Below are 25,986 nucleotides of genomic sequence, written 5' to 3'. Positions count from 1 at the left end.
CTGTGCGGGCAGGCGTGCCCGGAATCAGATATCAGCGAAGACATGGGTTTCCGACTTGGCACCCGGATGGGTGATCGCCCCGTATCGCGCCTTGCCGACGACCTGTTGGTACCGCCACAGCGCGCCCGACTGGTAATCATTGGTGCGCGGCTGCCACTTGGCGCGGCGCGCGGCGAGGACGTCCTCGGCGACCTCGAGATCGATGGTGCCCGCAGTCGCATCGATGCTGATGATATCGCCATCCTCGACGAGCGCGATCGGGCCGCAATCGGCGGCTTCCGGGCCGACATGTCCGATACAGAAGCCGCGCGTCGCACCCGAGAAGCGCCCGTCGGTGATCAGCGCGACCTTTTCGCCCATGCCCTGCCCGTAGAGCGCGGCGGTGGTCGAAAGCATCTCGCGCATGCCGGGGCCGCCCTTGGGTCCTTCGTAGCGGATCACAATCACGCAGCCTTCGGCGATATCGCGGCTTTCAACCGCGGCGAAGGCGTCTTCCTCACAATCGAAAACCCGCGCCGGGCCGGAAAATTGGAGGCGCGCCATCCCGGCTACCTTCACGATCGCGCCATCGGGGGCGAGCGAGCCCTTCAGACCCACCACCCCGCCCGTCGGCGTGATCGGGGTCTTCACATCGTAGAACACCTTCTGATCGGGGTTCCAGGTGATTTCTTCCAAGTTCTCGCCGATGGTCTTGCCGGTGACGGTGATCGGGTTGGGATCGATGAAGCCGCCGTCGAGCAGCGTCTTCATCGCCATGTAGACCCCGCCGGCCTCGTGCATGTCCTTGGCGACATACTTCCCGCCGGGCTTCAAGTCCGCGATGTAAGGCGTTGATTTGAAGACTTCGGCAACGTCGAACAGATCGAAGTCGATGCCGCATTCGCTGGCCATGGCGGGCAGGTGGAGTGCAGCATTGGTCGAGCCGCCGGTGGCAGCGACCACGCGGGCGGCGTTCATGAAGGCCTCGCGGGTGCAGATGTCGCGCGGCCGCAGATTGCGGGCGACGAGCTCCATCACCTGCTTGCCCGCGGCGACGGCGATATCGTCACGCGAACGATAGGGCGCGGGCGCCATGTTGCTGTTCGGCAGGGACAATCCGATCGCCTCGCCGACGCAGGCCATGGTGTTGGCGGTGAACTGGCCGCCGCAGGCGCCATGGCCGGGGCAGGCGACCTTCTCGAGCGCGATCAGCTCGGTCAGCGGACAATTCCCGGCGGCGAACTGGCCCACGGCCTCGAACACGTCGACGACGGTGACGTCATTGCCGCGGTGGGTGCCGGGGAGGATCGAGCCGCCATAGACGAAGATCGAGGGCACGTTCAGCCGCAGCATCGCCATCATCATGCCGGGCAGGCTCTTGTCGCAGCCCGCAAAGCCGACAAGCGCGTCATAGCAATGGCCACGCACCGAAACCTCGATGGAATCGGCAATGATCTCGCGGCTGATGAGCGAGGACTTCATGCCCTGATGGCCCATCGCGATGCCATCGGTCACGGTGATGGTGTTGAACCGCCGCGGCGTGCCGCCGCCCGCAATCACGCCTTCGCGGCAGATATCGGCCTGGGCGTTCAGGGTGGTGTTGCACGGCGCCGAGTCGTTGCCCGCGCTGACGACGCCGACGAAAGGCTGGTTGATCTCTTCCTCGGTCATGCCCATCGCGTAGTAGTAGGATCGGTGCGGGGCACGCTCCGGGCCGACCGAGACATGGCGGCTGGGGAGACGGGACTTATCGAAGGTGCGCGACATAAGATTTCCTGTGAAGGGCGATTTGTGAAATCTCCCCTGCCTTCAGGGAAGCGCTGACGCAACCCTTTGCGCAACATCCACCAACAGTGCGGCCCAGCGCGCATGATCTTGCGGGGTCTGCACCAGATCCTGCCGCAGCTCGACCCCGAGATAGGCGCGCCCCTCGGCTTCGGCATGGCGGTTCATGGTGTAGTTGAGATCGCGCCCCGAATAGGGGAGGTTGTCGCCCACATTCAGCCCCTCGGCGGCGAGCAGCGGGATGGCGATGCGCGCGGCACGATCGTCCCTGTTGTAGAGCACGCCCACCTGCCACGGGCGCGGCTCGTCACGGCTTGCAAGGCGCGGGGTGAAAGAGTGCAGCGATAGGATCAGCGCGGGCTCTGCCGCCGCCAGCCATTGTTCCAGCGCGCTGTGATAGGGGCGGTGAAAGCGGTTGAGCCGCCCTTCCCTGTCCGCGCCGATATTGCCGGGGATCGGGTGGCCGTCACTGGCTTCGGGAACGAGGCCGGGGGCGTCCTCCTCACGGTTCAAGTCACAGACGAGACGGCTGACGGCGGCGATATGGGCGGGGATGACGTGATCCCGCGCCAGCCTTTCAGCGATGGCCTCGGTGCCGATATCGATGGCGATATGTTCGTCGAGCAAGTGCGCGGGGATGCCGAGGTTGATATCGGCGGGCACGTGGTTCGAGGCATGGTCGGCAGTGCAGACAATGTCGCCGCGCCGGGGCGTGCCGAGTTGGCGGAAGGCCTCAGTCATACCCCCTCACCCCGTTCGTGCTGAGCTTGTCGAAGCACCGCACTTTCCTCGACGGTCGCGGAAGCGAAGAACGGCCCTTCGACAGGCTCAGGGCGAACGGAAATGAGCGCAATCACCGCAGCCGCCCTGCCATCGTCCACCAGCCGGACGGCATCGCCGCCTGTGCCGCATCGCGGGCCTCGGCGGTGTCGTAGAGCGCAAAGCAGGTCGCACCCGAGCCGGACATGCGGGCGAGCCACGGCTGGGTGGCCTGGAGAGCCGCCAGCACCTCCGCGATCACCGGGCAGAGCGATATGGCAGGGGCTTCGAGGTCGTTGCGCCCTTCCCTTGCGATCTTTGACGCAGGCCCTTCGGGGAGCGCGCCGCGATCCGCGCCATCCCCAACACTGGCCCACGCCTTAAACACCGGCCCGGTCGAGAGCGGCACGCGCGGGTTGACGAGCAGCACGGGGGTTCTGGCGAGATCATCCTCGACATCAAGCTGCTCGGTGCCGGTGCCGAGGCCGATATGGGTGCGGCTGAGCACGCAGGCGGGCACATCCGCGCCCAGTTTCGCCGCCCGCGCTGGCCAGTCATCGGGCAGGCCGTGGAGCGCCTCGACGATCCGGAACAACGCCCCTGCATCCGCCGACCCGCCGCCAAGACCAGCCGCTACCGGAAGATTCTTTTCCAGCGTCACCGCCAACCCCTGCGGACGCGGGAGCGCATTGAGGGCACGCGCGACGAGGTTGTCGAAGGGATTGTCGAGCACCGCCGCGAATTCACCCAGCGTGGTGACGCTATCCTGCGCGGCCTGTGCCGCCGTCAGCACATCGCCCGCATCGACGAAGGCGAACAGCGTCTCCAGTTCGTGATACCCGTCCTCCCGCCGCCTGCGAACATGCAGCGCGAGGTTGATCTTGGCGTAGGCGGTTTCGCGCATTCTAGATCCTCCCCGAAGCGGGGAGGGGGACCGTCCGAAGGACGGTGGAGGGGCACTCGCGCATATCCGAAAGAGGCACCTGCCCCTCCACCACGCTGCGCGTGGTCCCCCTCCCCATGCTGGGGAGGATTACCACCATCACATATTCGGATAGTTCGGCCCGCCGCCACCTTCCGGCGTTACCCAGTTGATGTTCTGGTTGGGGTCCTTGATGTCGCAGGTCTTGCAGTGGACGCAGTTCTGGGAGTTGATCTGGAACTTGGGCGCGCCGGTCTTCTCGTCGGTCAGCCATTCATAGACCCCTGCCGGGCAGTAACGGGCAGACGGCCCACCGAACACTGCCAACTCGCTCGTCTGCTGCAAGCCCAGATCGGCGACCTGAAGGTGCACCGGCTGGTCTTCGGCATGGTTGGTGTAGCTGTAGGCGACATTGGTGAGACGGTCGAAGCTGATCACGCCGTCGGGCTTGGGGTAGTCGATCTTCGGATAAAGATCGGCGCGGCCGGTGTAGGTATAATCCGGCTTGTGCTTCATCTTGACGGGCAGACCCACGCCGAGCGTGCGCATCCACATGTCGACGCCCGCCAGCACCGTGCCGATATCGCCGCCATACTTGGCGACTGCGGGCTGCGCGTTCTGCACCAGCTGCAATTCCTTGGCGATCCAGCTGGAACGCACCGCTGCGTCATAATCGGCCAGCTCGGTATGGGCGTGACCGGCTGCGATCGCCGCGGCGATGCTTTCGGCCGCCAGCATCCCGCTCTTCATCGCGGTGTGGCTGCCCTTGATCCGCGGCACGTTGATGAAGCCCGCCGCGCAGCCGATCAGCGCGCCGCCGGGGAAGGCAAGCTTGGGCACGCTCTGCCAGCCGCCCTCGTTGATCGCGCGCGCGCCATAAGAAACGCGCTTGCCGCCCTCGAGATATTCGCGGATCGCCGGGTGCTGCTTCCAGCGCTGGAATTCGTGATAGGGCGAAACCCACGGGTTCTTGTAATCGAGCGCTGTCACGAAGCCGAGCGCCACCTGACCATTCGCCTGATGGTAGAGGAAGCCCCCGCCCCAGCTGTCGCTTTCCGTGAGCGGCCAGCCCTGGGTGTGGATCACGCGGCCGGGCTTGTGCTTCTTGGGATCAATGTCCCACAATTCCTTGATGCCGATGCCATAGACCTGCGGCTGGCAATTGGCCTCAAGGTCATACTTGGCCTTCATCTGCTTGGTGAGATGGCCCCGCGCGCCTTCGGCAAAAAGCGTGTACTTGGCGCGGATTTCCATGCCCGGCTGGTAATCGCCCTTGTGACTGCCATCAGCGGCAACGCCCATGTCCTGCGTGATCACGCCCGCGACGCGGCCTTCCTCGTCGATGATGACTTCGGCGGCCGGAAAGCCGGGGAAGACCATCACGCCCAGCCCTTCGGCCTGTTCGGCGAGCCAGCGCGCCAGATTGCCGAGCGAGCCGGTGTAGCAGCCGTGGTTGCTCATCAGGGGCGGCATGATCGCATGGGGGAAGGAGGTCTTGCCGGCTTTCGAGAGCACCCAATGCCAGTTATCCGTGACCGGCGTTTCCGCCATCGGGCAGCCCATGGTGCGCCATTCGGGGAGCAGTTCATCCAGCGACTTGGGATCGACCACCGCGCCCGAGAGAATGTGGGCGCCGATTTCGGAGCCTTTCTCAAGCAGGACAATCTCCAGCCCGTCATTGATCTGCTTCAGCCGGATCGCCGCAGCAAGGCCCGCCACCCCGCCGCCGATGATGACGACATCACATTCCATCGATTCCCGTTCGCTCATCGGTCTACCCGGTCCTTTGTTGGCCTGACTTTCCGGCTCATATGCCTAACGGCTTGCCGGATTTGATCGTTCCCGCACTTGCTAACTGCGATTCGGACAGTCAAGACCTCGCTTGTACAGCATGGCGTCCCATCCCCCATCCTTGGCCCAAGAAATTGATGCAGCGCTCGCGTTCTGGAGCGCGGCCGGCGTTGATTGCGATTTCAGCGATGACGCTAGGGCATGGTTGGCTGATCCGGCCGAATGGGCCGCGACCCCGGCCTCCCCGGCCCACACTGAGGGGGCCGCAGGTTTGCCCCCGGCTGCTCTTGGTCGCAAAACAGCGCAGCCTTCGTCCCCACCGCAAGAACCCGCATCACCGCGGCAACCATTGTGGGGCGATTCGCCGCCGGAGACGCTCGAAGCGTTCCGCGCATGGTGGCTGACAGCCCCTGCGCTCGGCACCGGCGGCTTTCCCCGCATCGCGCCACGCGGCCACGCGAACGCCAGGCTGATGGTGGTCGTGCCCGATCCCGAAAGCGGGGATAGCGATACCTTGCTGAGCGGCCCGCAAGGACGCTTGCTCACCGGGATTCTTGGCGCGATGGGGCTTGCGGCGGAGGACTGCTACCTTGCCTCAGCCCTGCCGCGCCACACCCCGATGGCGGATCTGGCGGGCCTCGCAAGTAGCGGGCTCGACACCGTGACGATGCATCACATTGCGCTGGTCGCACCGCAGCAGGTGGTGATGTTCGGTCAGGGCCTGAGCGCCTTTGTCCCGGCGGCTGGGCACGATGGCGATCATGGTTTACGCGGCCTTCACCGCACCGGAGCCAATCCCCCGGTGCTGATCACAGAAACCTTGGAAAGCATGCTGGATATGCCGCGCATGAAAGCGCGGTTCTGGCGCAGATGGATGGATTTTTCGGCATGACCGGCACGGGACGGGGGACAAAGCGCGCGCTTGCTGCGATGACCATGGCGCTGATGGCCGCGCCGATCGCAGCGCCAGCTTCGGCCCAGAGCAATGATCTGATCGCCCGCTATGATCGCAGCGATGCCGAGCGCGGGGTGATCCCTACGATCCTTACCGCCGCTGATCGCCAATATTACCACGATGTCTTTGGTGCGATTGACCGGGAAGACTGGCTCGCGGTTGACGCGCTCCTTGCGCAGCGCCCGGGTGGCCTGCTGCACCAGATCGCAACGGCGGAATATTACACCCACGCCAACAGTCCGCGCGTCACCGCCGAACAGGTGGCGCGCTGGTTCGAGAGCGGCACCCATCTGCCGCAATCAGAGCAATTGAGCCGGCTCGGCGCGAAACGCGGGCTGACCTATGCGCCGCCGCTGCCCTACGCCCAAAATCTCGTGCGGCACGCCTCGGCACCCAAGCGGATCCTGCCGCGCACCGTCGAAGACGGCACCATCCCCGCCACAACCAAGACCGCCATTCTCGACGCGATCAAGACCAACAACCCGGCCGGCGCCCATGCTGCTTTGCTCCAGGTCGATCCGATGCTCAGCTCCGATGCGCGGGCTGAATGGCGCCAGCGGGTCGCCTGGGCCTATTACATCAACAATGATGATAATGCCGCGCTCGACATGGCCGAAGCCGTCGGCATGGGCACGGGTGCATGGGTCGCCGAAGGCGATTGGGTCGCAGGGCTTGCCGCATGGCGGCTTGGCCAATGCGGCCGTGCCGCCGATGCTTTCATTCGCGCCGCGGGCCGCGCCGCCAACCCCGAACTTGCCGCAGCCAGCAATTACTGGGCGCACCGCGCGCTGGTGCGCTGCCGCGAGCCCGGCAAGGCGCAGGAATTCCTCTACGCCGCTGCCCGCTCGGACGAGACGCTTTACGGCATGCTGGCCGCCGATCAGCTCGGCATTGCCCTGCCCGCCGAAACCATGCTGCGTCCCTTGCGCGCCGAGGAATGGCGGATGCTCAGCGCCCGGCCCAATATCACGATTGCCGCCGCGCTGACGGAAATCGGACGGCCGGGTCTTGCCGATGATGTGCTGCGCCATGAAGCCCGCATTGGCCCTGCCAACAATTATCCCGCGCTTGCCCGCCTTGCCCGCGAACTCGGCCTGCCTGCGACCCAATTGTTCCTTGCGCACAATGCGCCGCCGGGGATGCGGCCCGAACAGGCACTGCGCTTTCCGGTGGCGCGCTGGCAGCCGGTCAATGGTTGGCAGGTCGATCCGGCGCTGGCCTTTGCCCATGCGTTGCAGGAATCGAACTTCCGCGCCAATGCCGTCAGCCCCGCCAATGCGCGCGGCTTGATGCAGATCCTCCCCGGCACCGCGCGCGATCATGCCGGACGGCTCAATCTCGGCGCAAGCTATGCCGATCTGCACAATCCCGAAGTCAATCTCAGCTACGGCCAGCGCCATCTCGAAATGTTGCGCGATCACCCGGCAACGGGGGGCACGCTGCCCAAGATCATGGCGGCCTATAATGCCGGGCTCACGCCGGTTGGCCGCTGGAATTACGAAGTGCGCGATATGGGCGATCCGCTCTTGTGGATGGAATCGATCCCCTATTGGGAAACGCGCGGCTATGTCGCCATCGTGATGCGCAATTACTGGATGTATGAACGCGCCACCGGCGCCGCTTCCCCGAGCAGACGGGCGCTGGCACAAGGACGCTGGCCGACTTTCCCGCAAGGCTCTACGGTACGGTCAGCCGCGCTGATCCCCTGATCGGGCGCGGGCGACCTGCGCTGCCAAGGAGAACCGAGCGCCATGGCGATTGATGAAAGCCGCCGGTTCACACCCATCCATATCGCGGTGCTGACCGTGTCGGACACCCGCACCCCCGAAACCGACACTTCGGGCGATATTCTGGCAAGCCGGATCACCGCAGCGGGCCATCATCTCGCCGCACGCATGATCGTGAAAGATGATGCCGCTAGTCTTGCCACGCAGTTCGAGGCTTGGATTGATGATCCGGCGATTGATGCCATCGTCAGCACCGGCGGCACGGGCCTCACAGGGCGCGATGTCACCCCCGAAGCGCTCGGCATGATTGCGGGCGCGCGCGAGATCCCCGGCTTTGGCGAGCTGTTCCGCTGGCTGAGCTTCAAGACCATCGGCACCAGCACCATCCAGTCGCGCGCCATGGCAGTGGTGGCGCGCGGAACCTATATCTTCGCCCTGCCCGGCTCGAACGGCGCGGTGAAGGATGGCTGGGACGGCATCCTTGCCGAGCAGCTCGACAGCCGCAACCGGCCCTGCAATTTTGTCGAACTGATGCCGCGGCTGAAGGAAGTCTAGCCGCGTCTTAGCCGAAGCCTTCACCCGCTTCGTCCGGAGCAAAGCGCACAAGGCGGCTATCGATCAGCGCGGCGGTGCGATTGATAACCGCGCGCTGATAATCCGGATCCTTGATCATCGCGAAGAAGGCACCCGCGTTGGGATATTGTGCGATGAAGCCATCATCCCAGCTTTCGTCTTCGGGCCCGGTGACGATGGTTTCAAACCGCCCGCGCCACAGGATTTGCCCGCCGAGCTTGCGAAAGATCGGGCCGCTGGTGATGCCGTATTCCTGATAGGCGCGCCGCCCGCTCCAGCCCTTGCCCGCGTGCTCATGGCCTGCGGGATATTCGGCCCGTTCCCGGTAGCGCAGCAGGTTGAGCATGTTGATCGGCGTGTCGCGCGGCAGATCCTTGAAAGCCTGAAAATTGGCGGCTGAAGGATCAATAAAGGTGTCACGCATCCTGCCATCCCTTCCCTGTCAAATCGCACTGCATGTAAACCGTATCGAGCGTGCGGCCGAATTTCTGCCCGACCCCGCGCAGCCGCCCGACATGGACAAAGCCGCACTTGGCATGGAGGGCGACCGACGCCGGCTCACCCCCGCCAACCACCGCGATCATCTGGGCAAAGCCGCTGGTGCGGGCCGCGGCGATCAGCGCCGGGAGCAGCACTGATCCGATCCCGCGCCCGCGCGCATCATGGGCAACATAGATGCTATCCTCGCAGGTGTGGGCATAGGCCGCTCGGTCGCGAAACCGGGCGGCATAGGCATAGGCCATGACCCCGCCTTCGCCTTTGCTTTCGGCGACAAGGAACGGCCAGCCCTTGGCGGCAAAATCAGCGATCTTGCCTTCCCAAGCGGTGGCATCAGGGGCCGCCGTATCGAAGGTGGCGGTGCTGTGCGCCACGTGCCAGGCATAAATCGCCGCGATGGCCTGCGCGTCGCTGGTCCGCGCAGGCTGGATCACAAGATCAGGCGAGCTTGTATTCGGCAAAGCGGTCCCGCAGGTCTTTCTTGCTGATCTTGCCGGTGGCGGTGTGCGGAATATCGTCGACGAATTCGACGGCATCGGGCAGCCACCACTTGGCCACGATCGGCTTGAGATGTTCGATGATCTCGCCGCCTGTCACCTCGGCGCCGGGCTTCTTGACGACGAACAGCACCGGGCGTTCATCCCACTTGGGATGGGCGATGCCGATGCAGGCGGCTTCGGCCACAGCCGGGTGGCCGCAGGCCGCGTTTTCGAGTTCGACCGAGCTGATCCACTCTCCGCCTGACTTGATCACGTCCTTGGTGCGATCAGTCAGCTGCAAGGTGCCATCGGGATGGAGGATGCCGACATCGCCGGTATCGAACCAGCCATCATTGCCGACGGCGTCTTTTTCTGCCTTGAAGTAGCGCTTGATCACCCACGGCCCGCGAATTTGCAGCGCGCCCGAGGTTTTGCCGTCGCGCGGCAGTTCGGTCACCATATCATCGAGATCGACCGTGCGCAGTTGCACGCCGAAGATCGGGCGGCCTTGCATCGCGGTTTTCTCGACCTTTTGTTCGAGCGTGAGGCTGTCCCAATCCCAGGTCGGCCCGCCAACCGTGCCGATGGGCGAGGTTTCGGTCATCCCCCAGGCGTGCTGGACGCGGGTGCCGTTTTTCAGCAGGCGTTCGATCATGAAGCGCGGTGCAGCCGAACCGCCAATCGTCGCGGCTTTGAGCGGTGGCAGATCAAGGCCGTTGGCATCGCAATACTGGAAATGCGCAAGCCAGACCGTCGGCACGCCGGCGCTGTCCGTCACCCCTTCGCGCAGCATCAGATCATGCAGCACCGCCGGATCATTGACTGCCGAGAACACGAACTTGATCCCGGCCATCGCGCCCGCATAGGGCAGGCCCCAGCTGGCCGCGTGGAACATCGGCACCACCGGCAGCATCACCGACGATGCGCTGAAGTTGAAGGCCGCCGGTTGCAACCCGGCGAGCGCGTGCATCATGGTCGAGCGGTGCTCATACTGCACACCCTTGGGATTGCCGGTGGTGCCGCTGGTGTAACAGATCATGCAGGGGTCGCGTTCGTCACCCGGCACCCATGCGAAATCGCCATCCTGCGCGCCGATCCAGTCTTCAAAAGCCGGGGCATAGGCGCCCGAATCAAAGCAGATGTAATGTTCGACCGTGGGCCAGCGCGTGCGCATCCGATCAACAATCGGCTGGAAGGCGCCATCATAGATCAGCACGCGATCTTCGGCGTGGTTGACGATATATTCGAGCTGATCGTCAAACAGGCGCGGGTTCACCGTGTGGAGCACCCCGCCCATCCCGGCCACGCCATACCAGCTCACCAGATGGCGCGCATGGTTCATAGCAAGGCTGGCAACCTTGTCGCCTTTCTTGAGGCCGAGCGCGAGCAGCGCCTGCGCCATCTTGAGCGCATCGCGGCGAATGCCCGCCCAGTTGGTGCGGGTTTCCGAGCCATCGGCCCAGCGGCTGACGATTTCGCGCTCGGGCGCTTCACGCGCGGCATGATCGATCACCGCCGTGATCCGCATCGTGAAATCCTGCATCGCTCCAAGCCGCTGTTCGGCCATATTTTTCTCCCATGAAATGCGGCGCGCCGCGTGCTCGTGAAGCGGTCGCGCCCTTGAAGATGTGATGCGGTTTCATGCCTTGCGCTGCGTCGCTTGGCAATCGCCTGTTATCTGCCGCGTTAGCTGTCAGGCAACAAGCCGCAGGCTGGGCCGCGTTTTGATCGGCACAAGTTCAACTTGGCTGATGCCCGCCACCGCCGCGAGCCGTTCGGCCAGATCGCCGTTGAGCGCGAAATTGCGCCCCAGCCGCACCGCCACCTGTTCGCCGTCCTGCATGGCGAGGCGCACCACCACTTCGCCATTGGCTTTGGGCTGGTTGAGCGTGGCCTGATCAAGCTCGATCTCCAGTTCGAGCAGCGCCTCGATGCTGGCGATGTCGGCGCTCAGTTGCATCGGCATCGCGCCGCCTGCCGCCGCCAGCGGGCGCGCCCCGCGCACGGTCATCCGCGGGGGCTCGCCCGGCCCCGGCGCATCAAGTTCCATCGTCAGCAGCAGGCATTCGCCCGAGGCGGCCCATTCCTCGAACTTCGGCACCAGCGCCTCTTCAAAACAGGCGGCGGAAAACTGGCCTGACAGATCGGAGAAATCCGCCCGGACAAACTGCCCGCCCTTGCGGGTGCGCGCCTTGGTGATGCCTTCGACCATCGCGGCCAGCACCACCTGCGAACGCCCGCCCGCAGGCGCGCCCGCTTCCATCACGCTCTGATAGGTGCGCGCGCCATGGGCCGAGGCAATATCGCGATATTGCTGCACCGGATGGGCAGAGAAATAGAACCCGAAATTCTCGCGCTCTTTCGCCATCTGCTCGGCGCGGCTCCAGGCCGGTGCCGGCGCAAGCCGCAGCTCTTCGGGCGGAGCATGATCGCCGCCAAACAGCCCGACCTGCCCGCTCGAACGCTCGCGCATCGCCGCATCGGCGACTGCCATCAGCATATCGGCGTTGGCGTAAAGCAGCGCGCGGTTGGGTTCGAGCGCATCAAGCGCGCCCGCACAGATCAGCCCTTCAAGCTGGCGGCGGTTCATCGTGCCTTGCGGCAGGCGCTCGAAGAAATCCTTGAGGCTCGCAAACGGCCCGCTGGTGCGGCGTTCGGCAGCAATGGCTTCCATCGCCTTTTCCCCGACATTGCGGATCCCTGCGAGCGCGTAGCGCACGGCATAGCCGTGATCGGTTTGCTCCACGGTGAAGCGCGCATCGGAATGGTTGATATCGGGCGGCAGGATCGCAATCCCGCCCTCGATCCCCGGATAGCGGCGCGCATCATCGACAAAGACGCTGAGCTTTTCCGACTGGTGCATATCGAAGCACATCGACGCGGCGTAAAATTCTTCGGGGTAATGCGCCTTAAGCCACGCGGTCTGATAAGACAGCAGGGCATAGGCGGCGGCGTGCGACTTGTTGAAGCCGTAGCCTGCAAACTTGTCGATCAAATCGAACAGCTCGTTGGCGCGCGCCGCATTAATATCGGAAACCGCCTTGCAGCCTTCGACAAAGCGGCCGCGCTGCGCATCCATTTCGGCCTGCACCTTCTTGCCCATCGCGCGGCGCAACAGGTCGGCATCGCCCAGCGAATAGCCCGCCAGGATCTGCGCGGCCTGCATCACCTGTTCCTGATAGACGAAGATGCCGTAAGTCTCGGCCAGAATGCCTTCGAGCTTGGGATGCGGATATTCGATCGGCACCTCGCCCGCCTTGCGCTGGCCGAACAGCGGGATGTTGTCCATCGGGCCGGGGCGGTAGAGCGAGACGAGCGCGATGATATCGCCGAAATTGGTTGGCTTCACGGCTTTGAGCGTGCGCCGCATCCCTTCGGATTCGAGCTGGAACACGCCCACCGTGTTCCCCGCCTGCATCAGATCATAGACCGCCGGATCATCAAGCTCGAGCCGGTCGAGATCAATCGCAATGCCGCGCTCGGCCAGCAGATCGACGGCCTTCCGCAGCACCGACAGCGTCTTCAGACCAAGGAAGTCGAACTTCACCAGCCCGCTTGATTCGACATGCTTCATGTCGAACTGGGTCACCGGCATATCCGAACGCGGATCGCGATAGAGCGGCACCAGCTGCGCGAGCGGGCGGTCGCCAATCACCACCCCGGCAGCGTGGGTCGAGGAATTGCGCGGCGCGCCTTCCAGCTCGAGCGCCAGATCAACCAGCCGCTTCACCTCGTTATCATTGTGATATTCGCGGGCGAAATCCGCCGCGCCATTGAGCGCGCGCGGCAAGGTCCACGGATCGGTCGGATGGTTGGGCACCATCTTGCACAGGCGATCGACCTTGGTGAACCCCATCTGGAGAATGCGCCCGCAATCGCGCAGCACGGCGCGGGCCTTCAACTTGCCAAAGGTGATGATCTGCGCGACGTGATCAGCGCCGTATTTCTGCTGGACATAGCGGATCACTTCGCCGCGCCGCGTTTCGCAGAAATCAATATCGAAGTCCGGCATCGAGACGCGTTCGGGGTTGAGGAAGCGTTCGAACAGCAGCCCAAGTTTCAACGGATCGAGATCGGTGATCGTCAGCGCCCACGCCACCGCCGAACCCGCGCCCGAGCCGCGGCCGGGGCCGACCGGAATGCCCTGATCCTTGGCCCATTTGATGAAATCGGCCACGATCAGGAAGTAGCCGGGAAAGCCCATCTTCACGATCACGTCGATCTCGTATTCGAGGCGATCGAAATAGACCTTGCGTTCCGCCTCGGTGAGATCGGGATAGGCGGCAAGGCGCGCTTCAAGGCCCTTGCGCGAATCCTCGGCCAGCATGCGCGCTTCGCCTTCCAGATCGCCCGCGAGGCTTGGCAGGATCGGCTTGCGATAGGGCGGCGCAAAGGCGCAGCGCTGCGCAATCACCAGCGTGTTGGCGATCGCTTCGGGAAGGTCTGCGAACAGTTCCTCCATCATCCGCGCGGATTTGACGAAGGCCTGCGGATTGGAACGCGGGCGGTCTTCCGCCTCGACATGGGTCGAATGGGCAATGCAGAGCATCGCATCATGCGCCTTGTGCATATGCGGCTCGGCAAAATTGGCCGGATTGGTCGCCACCAGTGGCAGATCGCGCGCATAGGCCAGATCGATCAGCGCCTCTTCGGCGCGCTCGCAAATGGCATCGCCATGGCGCGCCAGTTCGACATAGAGCCGCCCCGGAAACAGGCCTTGCAGCGTATCGCACAGCGCGGCGGCGGCATCGTGCTGGCCATTGGCGAAGAGGCGGGTCAGCCCGCCCTCGCCCGCACCGGTCAGCGCGATCAGGCCGTCGGTGTGCCCCGCCAGATCAGCGAGCGTGACATGCGGTTCCAGTTCGAGCGGGCGATCAAGATGCGCCTTGGACACCAGATGGCACAGATGGCCGTAACCGGCTTCGTCCTGCGCAAACAGCGGCAGGTAATCGATAGAGCGGGCGGATGATCCCTCCACCCCTTCGCGCGCCACGCCCAGCAAGGTGCCGATGATCGGCTGGATCCCCTCGCCCTTGCAGGCGGATGCAAAGGCGACGACACCATAAAGCCCGTTGCGATCACAGATCGCGATGGCGGGAAAGCCGCGCTCCTTCGCCAGCTTGGCCAGCGCCTTGGGATCGATGGCCCCTTCGAGCATCGAGAAGGACGACAGCACGCGCAGGGGAATGAAGGGAGCAAAAGCCATGGGGCAAATATGGGCAAATCACGCGCGCGCGCCAAGGCCCGCTTCCACAGGAAACTGGCCCATCATCGTCATGGCGAGGAGCGCAGCAAAGCGGCAATCCAGAGCGCAGCGCAATCCGCTCTGGATGGCTTCCCCCGGATCAAGTCCGGGGTCGCAATGACGGGACTACAGCAGCTTTGCGATATCCGTGGCGATGCTCGCGGGGGTATCCTGCGGGCCATAACGCTTCACCACCTGACCTTGCCGATCGATCAGGAACTTGGTGAAGTTCCACTTGATCGCGGTGGTGCCCATCAGCCCCTTGGCCTCTTTCTTCATCCAGTCGAACAGCGGCGATGCGCCCGTGCCATTCACCTCGACCTTGGCCATCAGCGGAAAGGTGACGCCGAAATTGACCTTGCAGAATTCGGCGATTTCATCCGCGCTGCCCGGCTCCTGCGCGCCGAACTGGTTGCAGGGAAAGCCGAGCACTTCGAAATCCTGATCCTTGAACTGCTGGTAGAGCTTTTCAAGCCCATCATATTGCGGGGTAAAGCCGCATTTGCTCGCGGTGTTGACGACGAGCAGCACCTTGCCAAGCTTGTCAGCCAGCTTCAGTTCCTCGCCGCGATTGGTGGTGACGGTGAAATCTGCGATTGTTGTCATGGCCTATCCCCTTCGTACAGCAATCCGTCCTTGAGCCGCACCACCCGGTCCATCCGCGCGGCAAGGCGTTCATTATGCGTGGCGACGAGCGCGGCCGAACCTTCGCCGCGCACCAGTTCGAGAAACTGGCCGAGCACGGCATCCGAAGTATGCTCGTCAAGATTCCCGGTCGGCTCATCCGCCAGCACCAGCGCCGGGCGATTGGCAAGCGCGCGGGCCACCGCGACCCGCTGCTGTTCGCCGCCCGAAAGCTGGCTCGGCCGATGGGTCAAGCGCGCGCCCAGCCCGAGACTGGTGAGCAATTGATCCGCACGCGCTTCGGCATCAGACCGGCTCACGCCAAGGATCATCTGCGGCATCACGACATTCTCGCGCGCGTCAAAATCGGGCAGCAGGTGGTGGAACTGGTAAACAAAGCCGAGATGTTCGCGGCGCAGCCGGGTGCGTTCATCACTGGCAAGCGTTTGCGCATCCTGACCGACAAGGGTGATCGCCCCTTCGAAGCCCCCTTCCAGCAGGCCGACGGCTTGCAGCATGGTGGACTTGCCCGAACCCGAAGGCCCGAGCAGCGCGACGATCTCGCCCGGCATGATCGCAAGATCGACCCCGCGCAGCACCTCGATCCGCTCACCCCCCTGCTCGAAGGTGCGCTTCAAGCCTTTGAGGGCCACGATCGGTTGACTTCTATTCATAGCGCAGCACCTGCACCGGATCGGTGTTGGCAGCCTTGAAGGCCGGGTAAAGCGTGGCGAGGAAGCTCATGACCATCGCGAGGAGCACGATCCCGGCAATCTCCCACGGATCGGTGCGCGAAGGCAGCGTTGAGAGGAACCGCACTTCGGGATCCCAGATCTGCTGGCCGGTGGCAAAGGCGATGAAGCTGACGATGCTCTCGCGGAAGTAGAGCACGATGAAGCCGAGCGCGAGGCCCGAGAGCGTGCCGATGGCGCCGACGGTGGTGCCGGTTGTCACGAAAATCTTGAGCAGGGATCGCCGCGTCGCCCCCATCGTGCGCATGATCGCGATGTCGCGGGTCTTGGCGCGCACCAGCATCACCAGGCTGGAGAGGATGTTGAAGGCCGCCACCAGCACCATGAAGCTGAGCGCAAAGAACATCGCCACACGTTCGACCTGCAAGGCTTCGAACAAGGTGGCATTGATCACTTTCCAATCGGCAATCACGGCGCGGCCGATCAGCTTGTTTTCAAGCGGTTTGAGAATCTGTCCGACCCGATCCGCATCCTCGACCTTGATCTCGATCATGCCGATGGTGTCATCCATCAACAGCAAGGTCTGGGCATCGGTGATCGGCATGATCACGAACTTGCTGTCATAATCATAGATCCCGACTTCGAAGATCGCGCCGACTTCATAGCCGACCTGCCGGATCGAGGTGCCAAACGGCGTAGTCCGACCCGCCGGATTGATGATGGTGATGGTGTCGCCCACCCGCGCGCCGATATTCTGGGCCAGCCGCGATCCGATCGCGACCTTGCCCGAACCGGCGGTGATATCCGTAAGATTGCCGAGCAGCACCTTGTCCGACAAAGCGGTGATATCCTCTGCCGTGTTGCCGCGCACGAAGATCGCTTCAACCCGCCCGCCAAAACTGGTGAGCAGCGGTTGTTCGATCAGCGGGCTGGCGCTGACGACACCGGGGGTCTCGCGGATATCAGCGAGCACGCCTTCCCAGTTATCGAGCTTGCCGCCATAGGCCTGCACGATGGCATGGCCGTTCAGCCCCACGATCTTGTCGAACAGCTCATAACGAAAGCCGTTCATCACGCTCATCACGATCACCAGCATCGCCACCGAGAGCATCACCACGCCCACGGAAATCCCGGCAACCAAAGCGATGAAAGCCTCGCCCTTGCCGGGCCAGAGGTAACGCTTGGCGATCATCCATTCGAAAGGGGTAAGCATCGGGGGGCGGGGAACTCGCTTTGCAATCTGCGGAGCATCGCCTCTAAAGGCCTTGGCTGGCTTGCACAATCGCCTTCGCGCCATGTGGCCCGCGCGAGACACTTGCGCCAAAATGCAATGCAGCCATGAAACACCGCGCTCCTGACATTAGTTTCCCTTGTAATTGAGACGTCACATGGCCAATAGCAGGCCAGCCACGGGGCGCGCGCAGCAGGACATTTTCGGTGATGGCGGCAACTTCCACCAATTTCACCCATCCCTTCTTGGATTTAGATGGAGACAAGCTGCGCGAAGAGTGCGGCATTTTCGGTGCGATCAACGCCGCCGATGCAGCCGCCGCGACGGCGCTGGGGCTCCATGCGCTCCAGCATCGCGGTCAGGAAGCGGTCGGCATCACCAGCTTTGACGGCAGCGAATTCTATTCAAGCCGCGGTCTTGGCCATGTTGCCGAAAATTTCTCTTCTGCGGAAAGCATCGCGGTGCTCCCCGGCCACATGGCCGCCGGCCATGTGCGCTATTCCACCACGGGTGGTTCGGGCCTGCGCAATGTCCAGCCGCTTTATGCCGATCTCGCCACTGGCGGCTTTGCCGTGGCGCATAATGGCAATATTTCCAACGCGATGACCTTGCGCGCCGATCTGGTGCGCAAGGGTTCGATCTTCCAGTCCACCTCCGATACCGAGGTGATCATCCACCTTGTGGCGACCAGTCGCTACCCGACGCTGGCGGATCGCCTGATCGATGCCCTGCGGCTGGTCGAAGGTGCCTATGCGCTGATCGTGATGACGCCCGAAGGCATGATCGCCTGCCGCGATCCGCTGGGGATTCGCCCGCTGGTGATGGGACGGATGGGCGATGCTGTGGTGTTCGCCAGCGAAACGGTCGCCTTTGATGTCATCGGGGCCGAATTCGTGCGCGAAGTCGAACCGGGCGAAATGGTGCATGTCGATTTCTCAGGCGAAGTGCAAAGCGTGCGCCCCTTCGGCCATGTCAGCCCGCGCCCCTGCATCTTCGAACACGTCTATTTCAGCCGCCCGGACAGCCTGTTTGCCGGCCAAAGCGTCTATGAAGTGCGCAAGGCGATCGGCACCCAGCTCGCCATGGAAGCGCCCTGCGATGTCGATCTGGTGGTGCCCGTGCCCGATAGCGGCGTGCCGGCCGCGATCGGCTTTGCCCAGCAATCGGGCATCCCGTTCGAGCTTGGCATAATCCGGTCGCACTATGTCGGGCGCACCTTCATCCAGCCTTCGGACAGCGCGCGCCATTCGGGCGTGAAGCGCAAGCACAACGCCAATCGCGGGCTTGTGGCGGGCAAGCGGATCGTGCTGATCGACGATTCGATCGTGCGCGGCACCACCAGTCTCAAGATCGTCGAAATGATGCGCGAAGCCGGTGCGAGCGAAGTGCATTTCCGCGTGGCCAGCCCGCCGACCGCGCATAGCTGCTTCTACGGGGTCGACACACCCGAACGTTCCAAGCTGCTCGCCGCGCGCATGGAGCTGGATGCGATGCGCGATTTCATCAAGGCCGATAGCCTCGCGTTCATCTCGATTGACGGGCTGTACCGCGCCGTCGGGGCAGCCAAACGCAACGCCGCCTGCCCGCAATTCTGCGATGCGTGCTTCTCGGGCGAATACCCGACGTCGCTGACCGATCTGGCGATGGCCGAGCCGAAAGCCGCCGAACTCCCTTTTGCCGATCCCAAAGCAGCCTGACATCATGACACCTGACACTGTAAAGCCCCTCGCCAGGCAGACTGCCCTTGTCACTGGGGCAAGCCGCGGCATTGGCGCGGCCACGGCCAAGGCGCTTGCCGAAGCCGGCGCGCATGTCATTCTGGTGGCGCGCAAGGTCAAGGCGCTCGAAGCGGTCGAGGATGAAATCCACGCGCTGGGCGGAACCTCGACGATTGCCCCGCTTGATCTGACCGAGCCGGAAAGCGTGACCCGCCTTGCCACCGCGATTGCCGCGCGCTGGCAAAGCCTTGATATCCTGTGCCTCGCTGCGGGCTATCTGCCGGAATTGACCCCGGTCTCGCAGATGGAGCCCAAGCAGTTCAATCAGGCGCTGCTCACCAATCTGGTGGCCAATCAGGCGCTGCTGTCCAATTTCGATGCCATGCTGCGCCGTGCCCCGGCGGGGCGTGTGATCGGGCTGACCAGCTCGGTCGCGCGCAACCCGCGGGCCTATTGGGGCGCCTATTCGGTCACCAAGGCAGCGTTTGAAAACCTGCTTGAAACCTATTCCGCCGAAGTCGAACGCATCTGTGCGGTGCGTGTGGCGATCATCGATCCGGGCGCGACCCGCACCGAAATGCGCGCACGTGCCTTCCCCGGCGAAGACCCGCAAACGGTCAAGCCGCCCGAGCAGGTGGCCGCGCGGATCGTCGCGCTTCTGGCGAGCGGATTTTCTGCGCTGCACCGCGAACGGATCGATTGAGCGGGCCTCACCAAAACCGCGCTTTTGCAGGAAATTTGTCCCTAGCGCGCCGTTAACCGCATTTGCCAACGCGTCCTTAAGCTTACTTCGCCAAAGGTGACGGCCGATCGAGCGCGCCAGCGTCCGATCACCGCCCGGAACGAGGATGCACAGCTATGCCCACATCACCCGATCCCTATTTCCAAGCAGCGCAGGAAGATCGCAGCGCTCCGCGCACCAAGCTGATGATTCCGGCGACCTTGCGGGCATCGGGCGGGCGGGCGTTCCAGAGCGTGGTGCACGACCTGTCGATTTCGGGTTTCTCAGCCGCCTCGGTCAATCGGATGCACGAAGGCCAACTGTGCTGGCTTACCCTGCCCGGCCTCGAAGCCTTGCAGGCGCAGGTCGTGTGGTGGGACAATTGCATCGTCGGCTGCGCCTTCAGCGAATTGCTGAGCCCGATCGTCCACGACAATATCCTGCAACGCTACAGCAATATCGGCATTTACCGTCAGGTGATCTGAAGCGGGCCTGCCGCCCGGCCTATTTGACTTCGGCGGCGATCTTGCGGCTCAGATCGAGGAACTGCCCGCGCTCCGGGCCACCGCTCGCGTCCTGCCAATTGCCGATATAGGCGAAGACCACCTTCTTGTCGGGGAAGATGGTGATCCCCTGCCCGAAGATCCCTTGCGCGCCATAGGTGCCTTGCGGGTAGGTCCACCACTGGTACCCATAGCCAAAGCCGCTGTCGCCGAAATCAACCGCGCTGTCCGTGGCCTCGGCAAACCAGCCTTGCGGCACGGCTGCCCCGCCGCCTTCGAGCGCAAACTGCCCCATGCGGGCATAATCCGGCAAAGTGATCGAAAGACAGCAGCCGCCAATATTGCCGCCGCGCGGATCGACCATCCAGAACAGCCCGCCCGCAAAGCCCGCCGGGTCGACGATCTTGGTCTTGGCATATTCAGCGAGCGGCTTGCCCACCGCATTTTCGACCAGCACGCCGATCAGGTTGGTCTCGCCGGTCTTGTAAACCCACTTCGCCCCCGGCTCCGCCTCACGCGGGAGCGCCTTCATCTGCGCCACGATCGCCTCGGGGCCAAATTCGACGACAAAGCGATTCATCTGGGCCACATCGCTCTTGGGATCGGTGTAATCCTCGTTCCACTTGACCCCGCTCGTCATCGTGGCGAGCTGGCGGACGGTCACGCCCTCATAGGCTGAACCGGCAAGGCCGGGGATGTATCGGGTCACCTGATCATCGAGGCTCTTGATGAAGCCATCCTTCACCGCCGCGCCGAGCAGCGTGGCCGTGAAGCTCTTGGCGACGGAGAAGCTGGTCCAGCGATCGGTCGGGCTCATCCCCAGCCCATATTCCTCGTGCACCACCTTGCCATCGACCAGCACCATCACCCCGGCGGTGCCCGTCGCCTTCATCAAGGCGGAGATTTCGGCCTGCAAGGCGGGGCTCAGCGGCGTGCCCTTGGGTAGCGGGCGCGCGGCGCTGGGTGGGGCGACTTCGTGCCCGGCGAACCATTGCTCCATCGCCCGGAAGCGTTCGGCGCGCTGCGCATCGCTCCAGAACAGCACCTGAAGATCAGACTGATCGCGTGCGGGAGGCTGTATCAGGCGGACAGCGGGCGTCGCCGGCCCCTGCTGCTGCGCAGCGGCTCCTGTCGTCGCCAGCAACACCGCCAGCGCCAGACCCGAAACCGCACCCCTGATGCTGCCCACCGTGATTGCCATGCTCATCTCTCTCCACTCTGCTTGGCGAGAGGCATAGGCGGTTGCGGGCAGCGGCGGCAAGCCCTTCTCAGCTCTGCTTGATCGTCTTGAGCGCGGCCAGCGCCCGCTCGCGCGCGAATCTGTGCGATACGATCTTGCGCGGATAGCCCGCAGGCCTGCGCCCGAATTCCTCGGGATCGTGGATATAGGGCTGCTCCAAGCCTTTCAGCTCGGGCACATAGGTGCGGATATAGCGCGCCGCGTCGAACTTCTCTGACTGGCTGAGCGGGGCCATGATCCGGCTGAACATGTTGGAATCGACGCCCGTGCCCGCCATCCACTGCCAATTGGTGGCGTTGGAGGCATAGTCGGCATCGCAGAGCGTATCCCAGAACCACTTTTCCCCTTCGCGCCAGTCGATCAGCAAGTGCTTGATGAGGAAGCTCGCGGTGATCATCCGCACGCGGTTGTGCATCCAACCGGTCTGCCAGAGCTGGCGCATCCCGGCATCGACGATCGGATAGCCGGTGCGGCCCTGCTGCCAGGCTTTCAGATCGCGCGCGGCGGCCTCATCCGTCGCCGGGTCGCGCCATGGGAAGCGGTCGAAATCCTCGCGGTAGTTCTGCGTGGCATAGGCGGGGAATTGCAGGATCGCATTTTGCGAATAATCGCGCCAGATCAGCTCGCTCTCGTAGGTTTCCCAGCCTTTGGATTGGCGGTCTTTCAGGGCATGCCAGATCTGGATGGGCGAGATTTCGCCGAAATGGAGATGCGGCGAAAGGCGCGAGACCTTGTCGATGCTCGGCAGGTTACGCATGTCGTCATAGTCGTCGACATCAGCTTCCCACGCGGTAAGGCGCTTGTGCGCGGCCTCCTCACCGACCTCCCAGAACTCGCGCATCCCCGCAGCCCAGTCGGGCTTGGTGGGGAGCAGGTTCCATGAGGCGAGATCGTCCGAGGCGGGCCAGCTTGCGGGGGCTTCCAGCTTTTCGGGCGCGGGGAGTTCATCGCGCGGCGGGAATTCGGCGCGGACGGCGCGGCTGAAGGGCGTGTAGATCTTGTATTGCCCACCGGTGCCGGTGGTGATGCTGCCGGGCACCATCAGGTAATTGCCGTGGTGCAGTTGCAGGTCGTGGCTCTTGGCCAGCTTGCGCTCAGCATTGAGCCACCACGGCTCGTAATGGCAATTGGCGTGGATCGTGGTCGCGCCCACTTCTGCCGCCAGCCTGGTCAGCGCCTCGACCGCTTCCCCGCGCCGCAGGATCAGCTGGCTACCCTTGGCTTCAAGGCTCTTGGCAAGGCTCGCCAGCGAATGATGCAGCCACCAGCGCGAGGCGCCGCCATAGGCATGGTGCTTGGGGCTTTCATCGTCGAGGACATAGACCGCGATGACAGGGCCGGTCTTGGCCGCGTGATAGAGCGCGGGATTGTCAGCCAGCCGCAGATCGCGCCGCAGCCATACGATTTGGGTCATTGGAGTCCTCAAGTCTGTCGTCATTGCGAGGCGGCGCAGCCGCCGTGACAATCCAGTGGGGGTGCATACCGCTCTGGATTGCTTCGCTTCGCTCGCAATGACGTATCACGGGCGGGGAAGTTCCTCGCACTTCACATCGGGCAGTGCGAGGGCAAACCGATCACGCACGTTCGGATCATTGAAGCGCGCATCGCGCAGCACCACCGAGCCATCGGGCGCGCGGGTGAGCATCGGCGCACGCGACCAGAACAGGAAAGCATCAGCCTGCGAATTGGCACGGCGCGTCGCAGTCAGATCGGGCAGGCGGCACTGGGTGGCGCGCGATTGGACATAACCGTGGCCGAAGGGCGCGCCGTCCCAACCGCTCGAAATCCAGCGCCCGTCGTAAAGCTGCGCCACCTGTTCGCGCTGCCAGAAGAACAGCGGCACGGGCGCGGCGATATGCGCCTGCGGATAGGGTTCGCTCGCCACCCCGCGCGTCTGGTAATGGAACCAGGTGATCGCACCGTTCAGTCCGACATAGGCGAGCGCTGCGGCGACGCCGATCTGCCCCGCGCGCGCCCACTCGGCCCCGGCCTTCTCCCGCCGCCGCGAAACCCACAGGCTCGCGATCAGCAGCGCCCACAGCCACGGGTCGATGATGAAGAGCGTGTCGCCGTAGAACCATTGCGACGAGAACGGCTCCAGCAGGCGAATGCCATAGACGTTGAGCCAATCGAAGAAGGGGTGGCTGAGGCACCCGATGAAGGCCATCGCATAAAGCCAGCCGAACCGCACTGGCAGCCGCGCCTCGGGCCGGGTGCCGCGGTTCGTCTGCCAGCGGTCCCAAACCCACAGAAGTCCTGCCAACACCAAAGGCAGCAGCACCAGCGCGGGCGGGCCATGGGTGATGCCGCGGCGCAAGCCGAGATGCTCGGTGCCCTCCAGCCAGAAAAAGCACGCTGCATCCACGTCCGGCAGGTTCGCGCCGATGATCAGCGCGGGCATGGCGAGGCCCGTGGTGCGCTTCAGCCCCGCCTGCCCCAGCACTGCGCCGACAAGGCTATGTGTCAGATTATCCATCGCTTTATGCCATAACGGCATCTGTCCGGTGACGCGAGTGCAAATGCGCTTGGAAAAAGCGCCGTCCCTCGCCTATCGCAGGGCCAAAGCGTTACGGAAGAGAGACCGCATGACCGATCTGCCAGACACCGCCGCCCCTTTTATCCGTCCCGATATGCAGGGCTTCCTTGCGATGATGGCGCAGGCCAATGGGCCCAAGCTGGCCGACATGACGCTGGAAGAAGCGCGCGCGTCCTATGTGGCGCTGCACGGGATCGCGGATCGTCCGGCGCGCGAACTGGCGGTGATTCGCGATTGCACCTGCCCCGGCCCTGCCGGTGACATTGCGCTGCGGCTTTACGATGCGCGCGCGCACCGCGAAGGGCCGACCCCGGTGATCACCTTCTACCATGGCGGCGGGTTTGTGATCGGCGATCTCGCCACCCACCACGCGCTGTGCAGCGAAATCGCCGCGCTGATCGATCTGCCGCTGGTGGCCGTCGATTACCGCCGCGCGCCCGAAGCCCCCTTCCCCGCCGCGATCGAGGATTGCGAAGCCGCGACGCGCTGGATCGCCGGCAGCCCGGCCGAGTTGGGCTATGAGACGAGCGGCCTTGTCACCATCGGCGATAGCGCCGGGGGCAATGCGACAGTCGTGATCGGGCAATTGCTCGCCGCCCGGCCCGCAGCCGTGCCGGTGGTGCTGCAAGTGCCGCTGTTCCCGCTGATCGCCGATGCGATCGGTTCGGCGAGCATGGCGGCCTTTGCCGAAGGCTTCCTGCTGACAGGCGAGACGATGGCCTTCTTCGATGCCGCCTATGCCGCCGACCGCAGCGATCCGCGCGGTTTCCCGATCCTTGGCGATCACAGCAGCGCACCGCCGACCGTGCTCGTCACCGCCAGTCTCGATCCGATCCGCGATTCGGGGCGCGCCTATGCCAAGGCACTGGCCGATGCGGGCCGCGATTTCGTCTTCCTCGAAATGAAGGGCGTGACGCATTCCTTCACCAATTTGCGCGCCGCCGTGCCGAGCACGCAGGCCGATCTGGAACGGATCATCGCGGCCATGCGCCTGATGCTCGGAGCCTAGGCGCATGGAGCATCTGCCCTATCGCCCCTGCGCGGGCTTCATGCTGATCAATGCCGATGGGCTGGTCTTTGTGGGTGAGCGGATTGACCCGTCAGCCCATGGCTATTGGCAAATGCCGCAAGGCGGGATTGATCCCGGCGAGGATATCGCCGCAGCAGCCCTGCGCGAGCTCGAAGAGGAAACCGGCATCGCCGCCAGCCTTGTCGAAGTGCTGGCGCAAACCGCTGCGCCCTTGCGCTATGATCTGCCGCCCGAACTGCTCGGCAAGGTGTGGAAAGGCCGCTATCGCGGGCAGGAACAGCATTGGCTGCTCGGGCGGTTCCTCGGCGAGGAGCACCACATTGATCTCACCGCGCATGAACACGCCGAATTCCGGAGCTACCGCTGGATCGAGCCGCACCGGCTGCCCGAGGTGATCATCCCGTTCAAGCGCCGCGTCTATGAAGCGCTGCTTGAGGAATTCGCCCCGCTACTCGGGTGATCAATTGCTGGCGGGCTTGCTATCGCCCGTGTCAGCCGCAATGCGCGGCTTGACGCCGCTGGCAAGCCGCGCCCGCAGCGCTTGGGTTTCCGGGCAGGTCGCCCCGCACAGGCTTTCAAGCTGGGCGAGGCTGCGCTTGGCCTTTTCGAGCGCGCCGCGTTCGGCCAAGGCTTCCCCCTCGCCCGACATGGCAGCAAAATTGCGCGGCTCGCGTGCCAACGCCTCGCGGTAATAGGCAATCGCCTTGCCTTGCAGGCCGACTTGCCGCGCAGCTTCGCCAAGATCGACAAACAGCGCGGTGTGCCCCGGATCAATCGCCAGCGCGGCTTCGAACGCATCAATCGCGGCCTGCGATTCCCCCTTGGCAAGCGCCGCCCGGCCCTGTTCCTGAAGGAGAGCCGCCCGTGCATCAGGAGTGCGATCACTGGCGATCGTCACACTCGCGGTTGTCACCAGAACCAGCGACAAGGCAGCAGCAGCGGGCGCAAAACGCATTACGAGCTCCTTCATAGCATCAA

At 64.0% G+C, this 25,986-nt stretch carries 23 protein-coding genes; 8 read left to right on the top strand and 15 right to left on the bottom strand.

Translation table 11 applies throughout. From position 1 onward, the window contains the following. Positions 1-24: 24 nt before the first annotated feature. The 4 genes from ilvD to SOQ14_RS11095 all read right to left on the bottom strand — a co-directional run bounded on the left by ilvD (position 25) and on the right by SOQ14_RS11095 (position 5,215). The gene (gene ilvD / locus SOQ14_RS11110) at positions 25-1,746 is read right to left on the bottom strand and encodes a dihydroxy-acid dehydratase (RefSeq protein ID WP_322898186.1); all 1,722 of its coding nucleotides are present in this window, start codon (positions 1,744-1,746) and stop codon (positions 25-27) included. A gap of 42 nt (positions 1,747-1,788) precedes the next feature. Further along, positions 1,789-2,505, bottom strand: a complete 717-nt coding sequence (locus SOQ14_RS11105; protein WP_322898185.1) for an N-formylglutamate amidohydrolase — start codon at positions 2,503-2,505, stop codon at positions 1,789-1,791. A 112-nt stretch (positions 2,506-2,617) separates the two neighbouring features. Then, positions 2,618-3,427 carry a 4-(cytidine 5'-diphospho)-2-C-methyl-D-erythritol kinase gene (locus SOQ14_RS11100; protein WP_322898184.1) on the bottom strand — a complete coding sequence of 270 codons (810 nt, stop codon included), beginning with the start codon at positions 3,425-3,427 and terminating at the stop codon, positions 2,618-2,620. Positions 3,428-3,565: 138 nt separating this feature from the next. After that, the gene (locus SOQ14_RS11095; protein ID WP_322898183.1) at positions 3,566-5,215 is read right to left on the bottom strand and encodes an electron transfer flavoprotein-ubiquinone oxidoreductase; all 1,650 of its coding nucleotides are present in this window, start codon (positions 5,213-5,215) and stop codon (positions 3,566-3,568) included. 370 nt (positions 5,216-5,585) lie between these two features. On the opposite strand from SOQ14_RS11095, the gene SOQ14_RS11090 reads away from it, so the two are divergent. Genes SOQ14_RS11090 through moaB form a run of 3 tightly spaced genes read left to right on the top strand, consistent with a single transcriptional unit; the run spans position 5,586 to position 8,473 of the window. Further along, positions 5,586-6,128: a uracil-DNA glycosylase family protein gene (locus SOQ14_RS11090; protein WP_322898182.1), complete on the top strand. Its 543-nt coding sequence runs from the start codon at positions 5,586-5,588 to the stop codon at positions 6,126-6,128. Further along, positions 6,125-7,900, top strand: a complete 1,776-nt coding sequence (locus SOQ14_RS11085; protein WP_322898181.1) for a lytic transglycosylase domain-containing protein — start codon at positions 6,125-6,127, stop codon at positions 7,898-7,900. Before SOQ14_RS11090 ends, SOQ14_RS11085 begins: the two co-directional genes overlap by 4 nt. 42 nt (positions 7,901-7,942) lie before the next feature. After that, a complete protein-coding gene (gene moaB, locus SOQ14_RS11080; protein ID WP_322898180.1) occupies positions 7,943-8,473 on the top strand; it encodes a molybdenum cofactor biosynthesis protein B in 531 nt (176 codons plus the stop codon). Positions 8,474-8,480: 7 nt separating this feature from the next. On the opposite strand, the gene SOQ14_RS11075 is transcribed toward moaB, so the two are convergent. The 7 genes from SOQ14_RS11075 to SOQ14_RS11045 all read right to left on the bottom strand — a co-directional run bounded on the left by SOQ14_RS11075 (position 8,481) and on the right by SOQ14_RS11045 (position 17,242). After that, positions 8,481-8,915, bottom strand: coding sequence for a DUF1330 domain-containing protein (locus tag SOQ14_RS11075; protein ID WP_322898179.1), 435 nt, complete (start codon positions 8,913-8,915; stop codon positions 8,481-8,483). Next, positions 8,908-9,423, bottom strand: coding sequence for a GNAT family N-acetyltransferase (locus SOQ14_RS11070; RefSeq protein ID WP_322898178.1), 516 nt, complete (start codon positions 9,421-9,423; stop codon positions 8,908-8,910). Before SOQ14_RS11070 ends, SOQ14_RS11075 begins: the two co-directional genes overlap by 8 nt. A gap of 4 nt (positions 9,424-9,427) precedes the next feature. Continuing rightward, entirely contained in the window at positions 9,428-11,035 is a 1,608-nt protein-coding gene (locus SOQ14_RS11065; protein WP_322898177.1) for a long-chain fatty acid--CoA ligase, read from the bottom strand. Positions 11,036-11,161: 126 nt separating this feature from the next. Beyond that, entirely contained in the window at positions 11,162-14,674 is a 3,513-nt protein-coding gene (gene dnaE, locus SOQ14_RS11060; RefSeq protein ID WP_322898176.1) for a DNA polymerase III subunit alpha, read from the bottom strand. Positions 14,675-14,839: 165 nt separating this feature from the next. Then, the gene (locus tag SOQ14_RS11055) at positions 14,840-15,319 is read right to left on the bottom strand and encodes a glutathione peroxidase (RefSeq protein WP_322898175.1); all 480 of its coding nucleotides are present in this window, start codon (positions 15,317-15,319) and stop codon (positions 14,840-14,842) included. Continuing rightward, positions 15,316-16,011: an ABC transporter ATP-binding protein gene (locus SOQ14_RS11050; protein WP_322898174.1), complete on the bottom strand. Its 696-nt coding sequence runs from the start codon at positions 16,009-16,011 to the stop codon at positions 15,316-15,318. Before SOQ14_RS11050 ends, SOQ14_RS11055 begins: the two co-directional genes overlap by 4 nt. Further along, the gene (locus SOQ14_RS11045) at positions 16,004-17,242 is read right to left on the bottom strand and encodes a lipoprotein-releasing ABC transporter permease subunit (protein WP_322898173.1); all 1,239 of its coding nucleotides are present in this window, start codon (positions 17,240-17,242) and stop codon (positions 16,004-16,006) included. The genes SOQ14_RS11050 and SOQ14_RS11045 overlap by 8 nt, the downstream gene beginning before the upstream one ends. A gap of 227 nt (positions 17,243-17,469) precedes the next feature. Between SOQ14_RS11045 and purF the strand changes: the two genes are divergently transcribed. From purF to SOQ14_RS11030, 3 genes are all read left to right on the top strand, one after another. Beyond that, a complete protein-coding gene (purF, locus tag SOQ14_RS11040) occupies positions 17,470-18,957 on the top strand; it encodes an amidophosphoribosyltransferase (RefSeq protein ID WP_322898172.1) in 1,488 nt (495 codons plus the stop codon). A gap of 4 nt (positions 18,958-18,961) precedes the next feature. Then, a complete protein-coding gene (locus SOQ14_RS11035; RefSeq protein WP_322898171.1) occupies positions 18,962-19,681 on the top strand; it encodes an SDR family NAD(P)-dependent oxidoreductase in 720 nt (239 codons plus the stop codon). 155 nt (positions 19,682-19,836) lie between these two features. Next, positions 19,837-20,184 (top strand): PilZ domain-containing protein, encoded by a 348-nt coding sequence (locus SOQ14_RS11030; protein WP_322898170.1) that lies wholly within the window; start codon positions 19,837-19,839, stop codon positions 20,182-20,184. 19 nt (positions 20,185-20,203) lie between these two features. Here SOQ14_RS11030 and SOQ14_RS11025 read toward each other — a convergent pair whose 3' ends face one another. The 3 genes from SOQ14_RS11025 to SOQ14_RS11015 form a co-directional block, all read right to left on the bottom strand. Then, positions 20,204-21,403 (bottom strand): serine hydrolase domain-containing protein, encoded by a 1,200-nt coding sequence (locus SOQ14_RS11025; RefSeq protein ID WP_322898169.1) that lies wholly within the window; start codon positions 21,401-21,403, stop codon positions 20,204-20,206. Positions 21,404-21,470: 67 nt separating this feature from the next. After that, on the bottom strand, positions 21,471-22,856 hold the full coding sequence (locus tag SOQ14_RS11020; RefSeq protein ID WP_322898168.1) for a cryptochrome/photolyase family protein: 1,386 nt from the start codon (positions 22,854-22,856) through the stop codon (positions 21,471-21,473). A 105-nt stretch (positions 22,857-22,961) separates the two neighbouring features. Continuing rightward, entirely contained in the window at positions 22,962-23,918 is a 957-nt protein-coding gene (locus SOQ14_RS11015; RefSeq protein ID WP_416232762.1) for a metal-dependent hydrolase, read from the bottom strand. 109 nt (positions 23,919-24,027) lie between these two features. Here SOQ14_RS11015 and SOQ14_RS11010 point away from each other — a divergent pair, with 109 nt between their 5' ends. Together SOQ14_RS11010 and SOQ14_RS11005 are read left to right on the top strand one after the other, a co-directional pair. Next, positions 24,028-24,987: an alpha/beta hydrolase gene (locus SOQ14_RS11010; protein ID WP_322898166.1), complete on the top strand. Its 960-nt coding sequence runs from the start codon at positions 24,028-24,030 to the stop codon at positions 24,985-24,987. Between the two features lie 4 nt (positions 24,988-24,991). After that, positions 24,992-25,468 (top strand): RNA pyrophosphohydrolase, encoded by a 477-nt coding sequence (locus SOQ14_RS11005; protein WP_322898165.1) that lies wholly within the window; start codon positions 24,992-24,994, stop codon positions 25,466-25,468. Here SOQ14_RS11005 and SOQ14_RS11000 read toward each other — a convergent pair whose 3' ends face one another. After that, entirely contained in the window at positions 25,469-25,963 is a 495-nt protein-coding gene (locus SOQ14_RS11000; RefSeq protein ID WP_322898164.1) for a tetratricopeptide repeat protein, read from the bottom strand. It lies immediately after the preceding gene. Between the last annotated feature and the right edge of the window lie 23 nt (positions 25,964-25,986).

The sequence above is a fragment of the Erythrobacter epiphyticus genome (assembly GCF_034653295.1).
Taxonomy (GTDB): Bacteria; Pseudomonadota; Alphaproteobacteria; order Sphingomonadales; family Sphingomonadaceae; genus Erythrobacter.
This window is presented reverse-complemented; position numbering and strand designations above follow the sequence as displayed.

What these genes read in the sequence shown, in the direction of transcription:
- moaB (WP_322898180.1), top strand. Translation starts at nt 7,943, where the DNA reads ATGGCGATTGATGAAAGCCGCCGGTTCACACCCATCCATATCGCGGTG.
- purF (WP_322898172.1), top strand. Translation starts at nt 17,470, where the DNA reads ATGGCGGCAACTTCCACCAATTTCACCCATCCCTTCTTGGATTTAGAT.
- ilvD (WP_322898186.1), bottom strand. Translation starts at nt 1,746, where the DNA reads ATGTCGCGCACCTTCGATAAGTCCCGTCTCCCCAGCCGCCATGTCTCG.
- SOQ14_RS11035 (WP_322898171.1), top strand. Translation starts at nt 18,962, where the DNA reads ATGACACCTGACACTGTAAAGCCCCTCGCCAGGCAGACTGCCCTTGTC.
- SOQ14_RS11045 (WP_322898173.1), bottom strand. Translation starts at nt 17,242, where the DNA reads ATGCTTACCCCTTTCGAATGGATGATCGCCAAGCGTTACCTCTGGCCC.
- SOQ14_RS11025 (WP_322898169.1), bottom strand. Translation starts at nt 21,403, where the DNA reads ATGGCAATCACGGTGGGCAGCATCAGGGGTGCGGTTTCGGGTCTGGCG.
- SOQ14_RS11010 (WP_322898166.1), top strand. Translation starts at nt 24,028, where the DNA reads ATGACCGATCTGCCAGACACCGCCGCCCCTTTTATCCGTCCCGATATG.
- SOQ14_RS11020 (WP_322898168.1), bottom strand. Translation starts at nt 22,856, where the DNA reads ATGACCCAAATCGTATGGCTGCGGCGCGATCTGCGGCTGGCTGACAAT.
- SOQ14_RS11065 (WP_322898177.1), bottom strand. Translation starts at nt 11,035, where the DNA reads ATGGCCGAACAGCGGCTTGGAGCGATGCAGGATTTCACGATGCGGATC.
- SOQ14_RS11015 (WP_416232762.1), bottom strand. Translation starts at nt 23,918, where the DNA reads ATGGATAATCTGACACATAGCCTTGTCGGCGCAGTGCTGGGGCAGGCG.
- dnaE (WP_322898176.1), bottom strand. Translation starts at nt 14,674, where the DNA reads ATGGCTTTTGCTCCCTTCATTCCCCTGCGCGTGCTGTCGTCCTTCTCG.
- SOQ14_RS11000 (WP_322898164.1), bottom strand. Translation starts at nt 25,963, where the DNA reads ATGCGTTTTGCGCCCGCTGCTGCTGCCTTGTCGCTGGTTCTGGTGACA.
- SOQ14_RS11005 (WP_322898165.1), top strand. Translation starts at nt 24,992, where the DNA reads ATGGAGCATCTGCCCTATCGCCCCTGCGCGGGCTTCATGCTGATCAAT.
- SOQ14_RS11055 (WP_322898175.1), bottom strand. Translation starts at nt 15,319, where the DNA reads ATGACAACAATCGCAGATTTCACCGTCACCACCAATCGCGGCGAGGAA.
- SOQ14_RS11030 (WP_322898170.1), top strand. Translation starts at nt 19,837, where the DNA reads ATGCCCACATCACCCGATCCCTATTTCCAAGCAGCGCAGGAAGATCGC.
- SOQ14_RS11095 (WP_322898183.1), bottom strand. Translation starts at nt 5,215, where the DNA reads ATGAGCGAACGGGAATCGATGGAATGTGATGTCGTCATCATCGGCGGC.
- SOQ14_RS11105 (WP_322898185.1), bottom strand. Translation starts at nt 2,505, where the DNA reads ATGACTGAGGCCTTCCGCCAACTCGGCACGCCCCGGCGCGGCGACATT.
- SOQ14_RS11050 (WP_322898174.1), bottom strand. Translation starts at nt 16,011, where the DNA reads ATGAATAGAAGTCAACCGATCGTGGCCCTCAAAGGCTTGAAGCGCACC.
- SOQ14_RS11100 (WP_322898184.1), bottom strand. Translation starts at nt 3,427, where the DNA reads ATGCGCGAAACCGCCTACGCCAAGATCAACCTCGCGCTGCATGTTCGC.
- SOQ14_RS11085 (WP_322898181.1), top strand. Translation starts at nt 6,125, where the DNA reads ATGACCGGCACGGGACGGGGGACAAAGCGCGCGCTTGCTGCGATGACC.
- SOQ14_RS11075 (WP_322898179.1), bottom strand. Translation starts at nt 8,915, where the DNA reads ATGCGTGACACCTTTATTGATCCTTCAGCCGCCAATTTTCAGGCTTTC.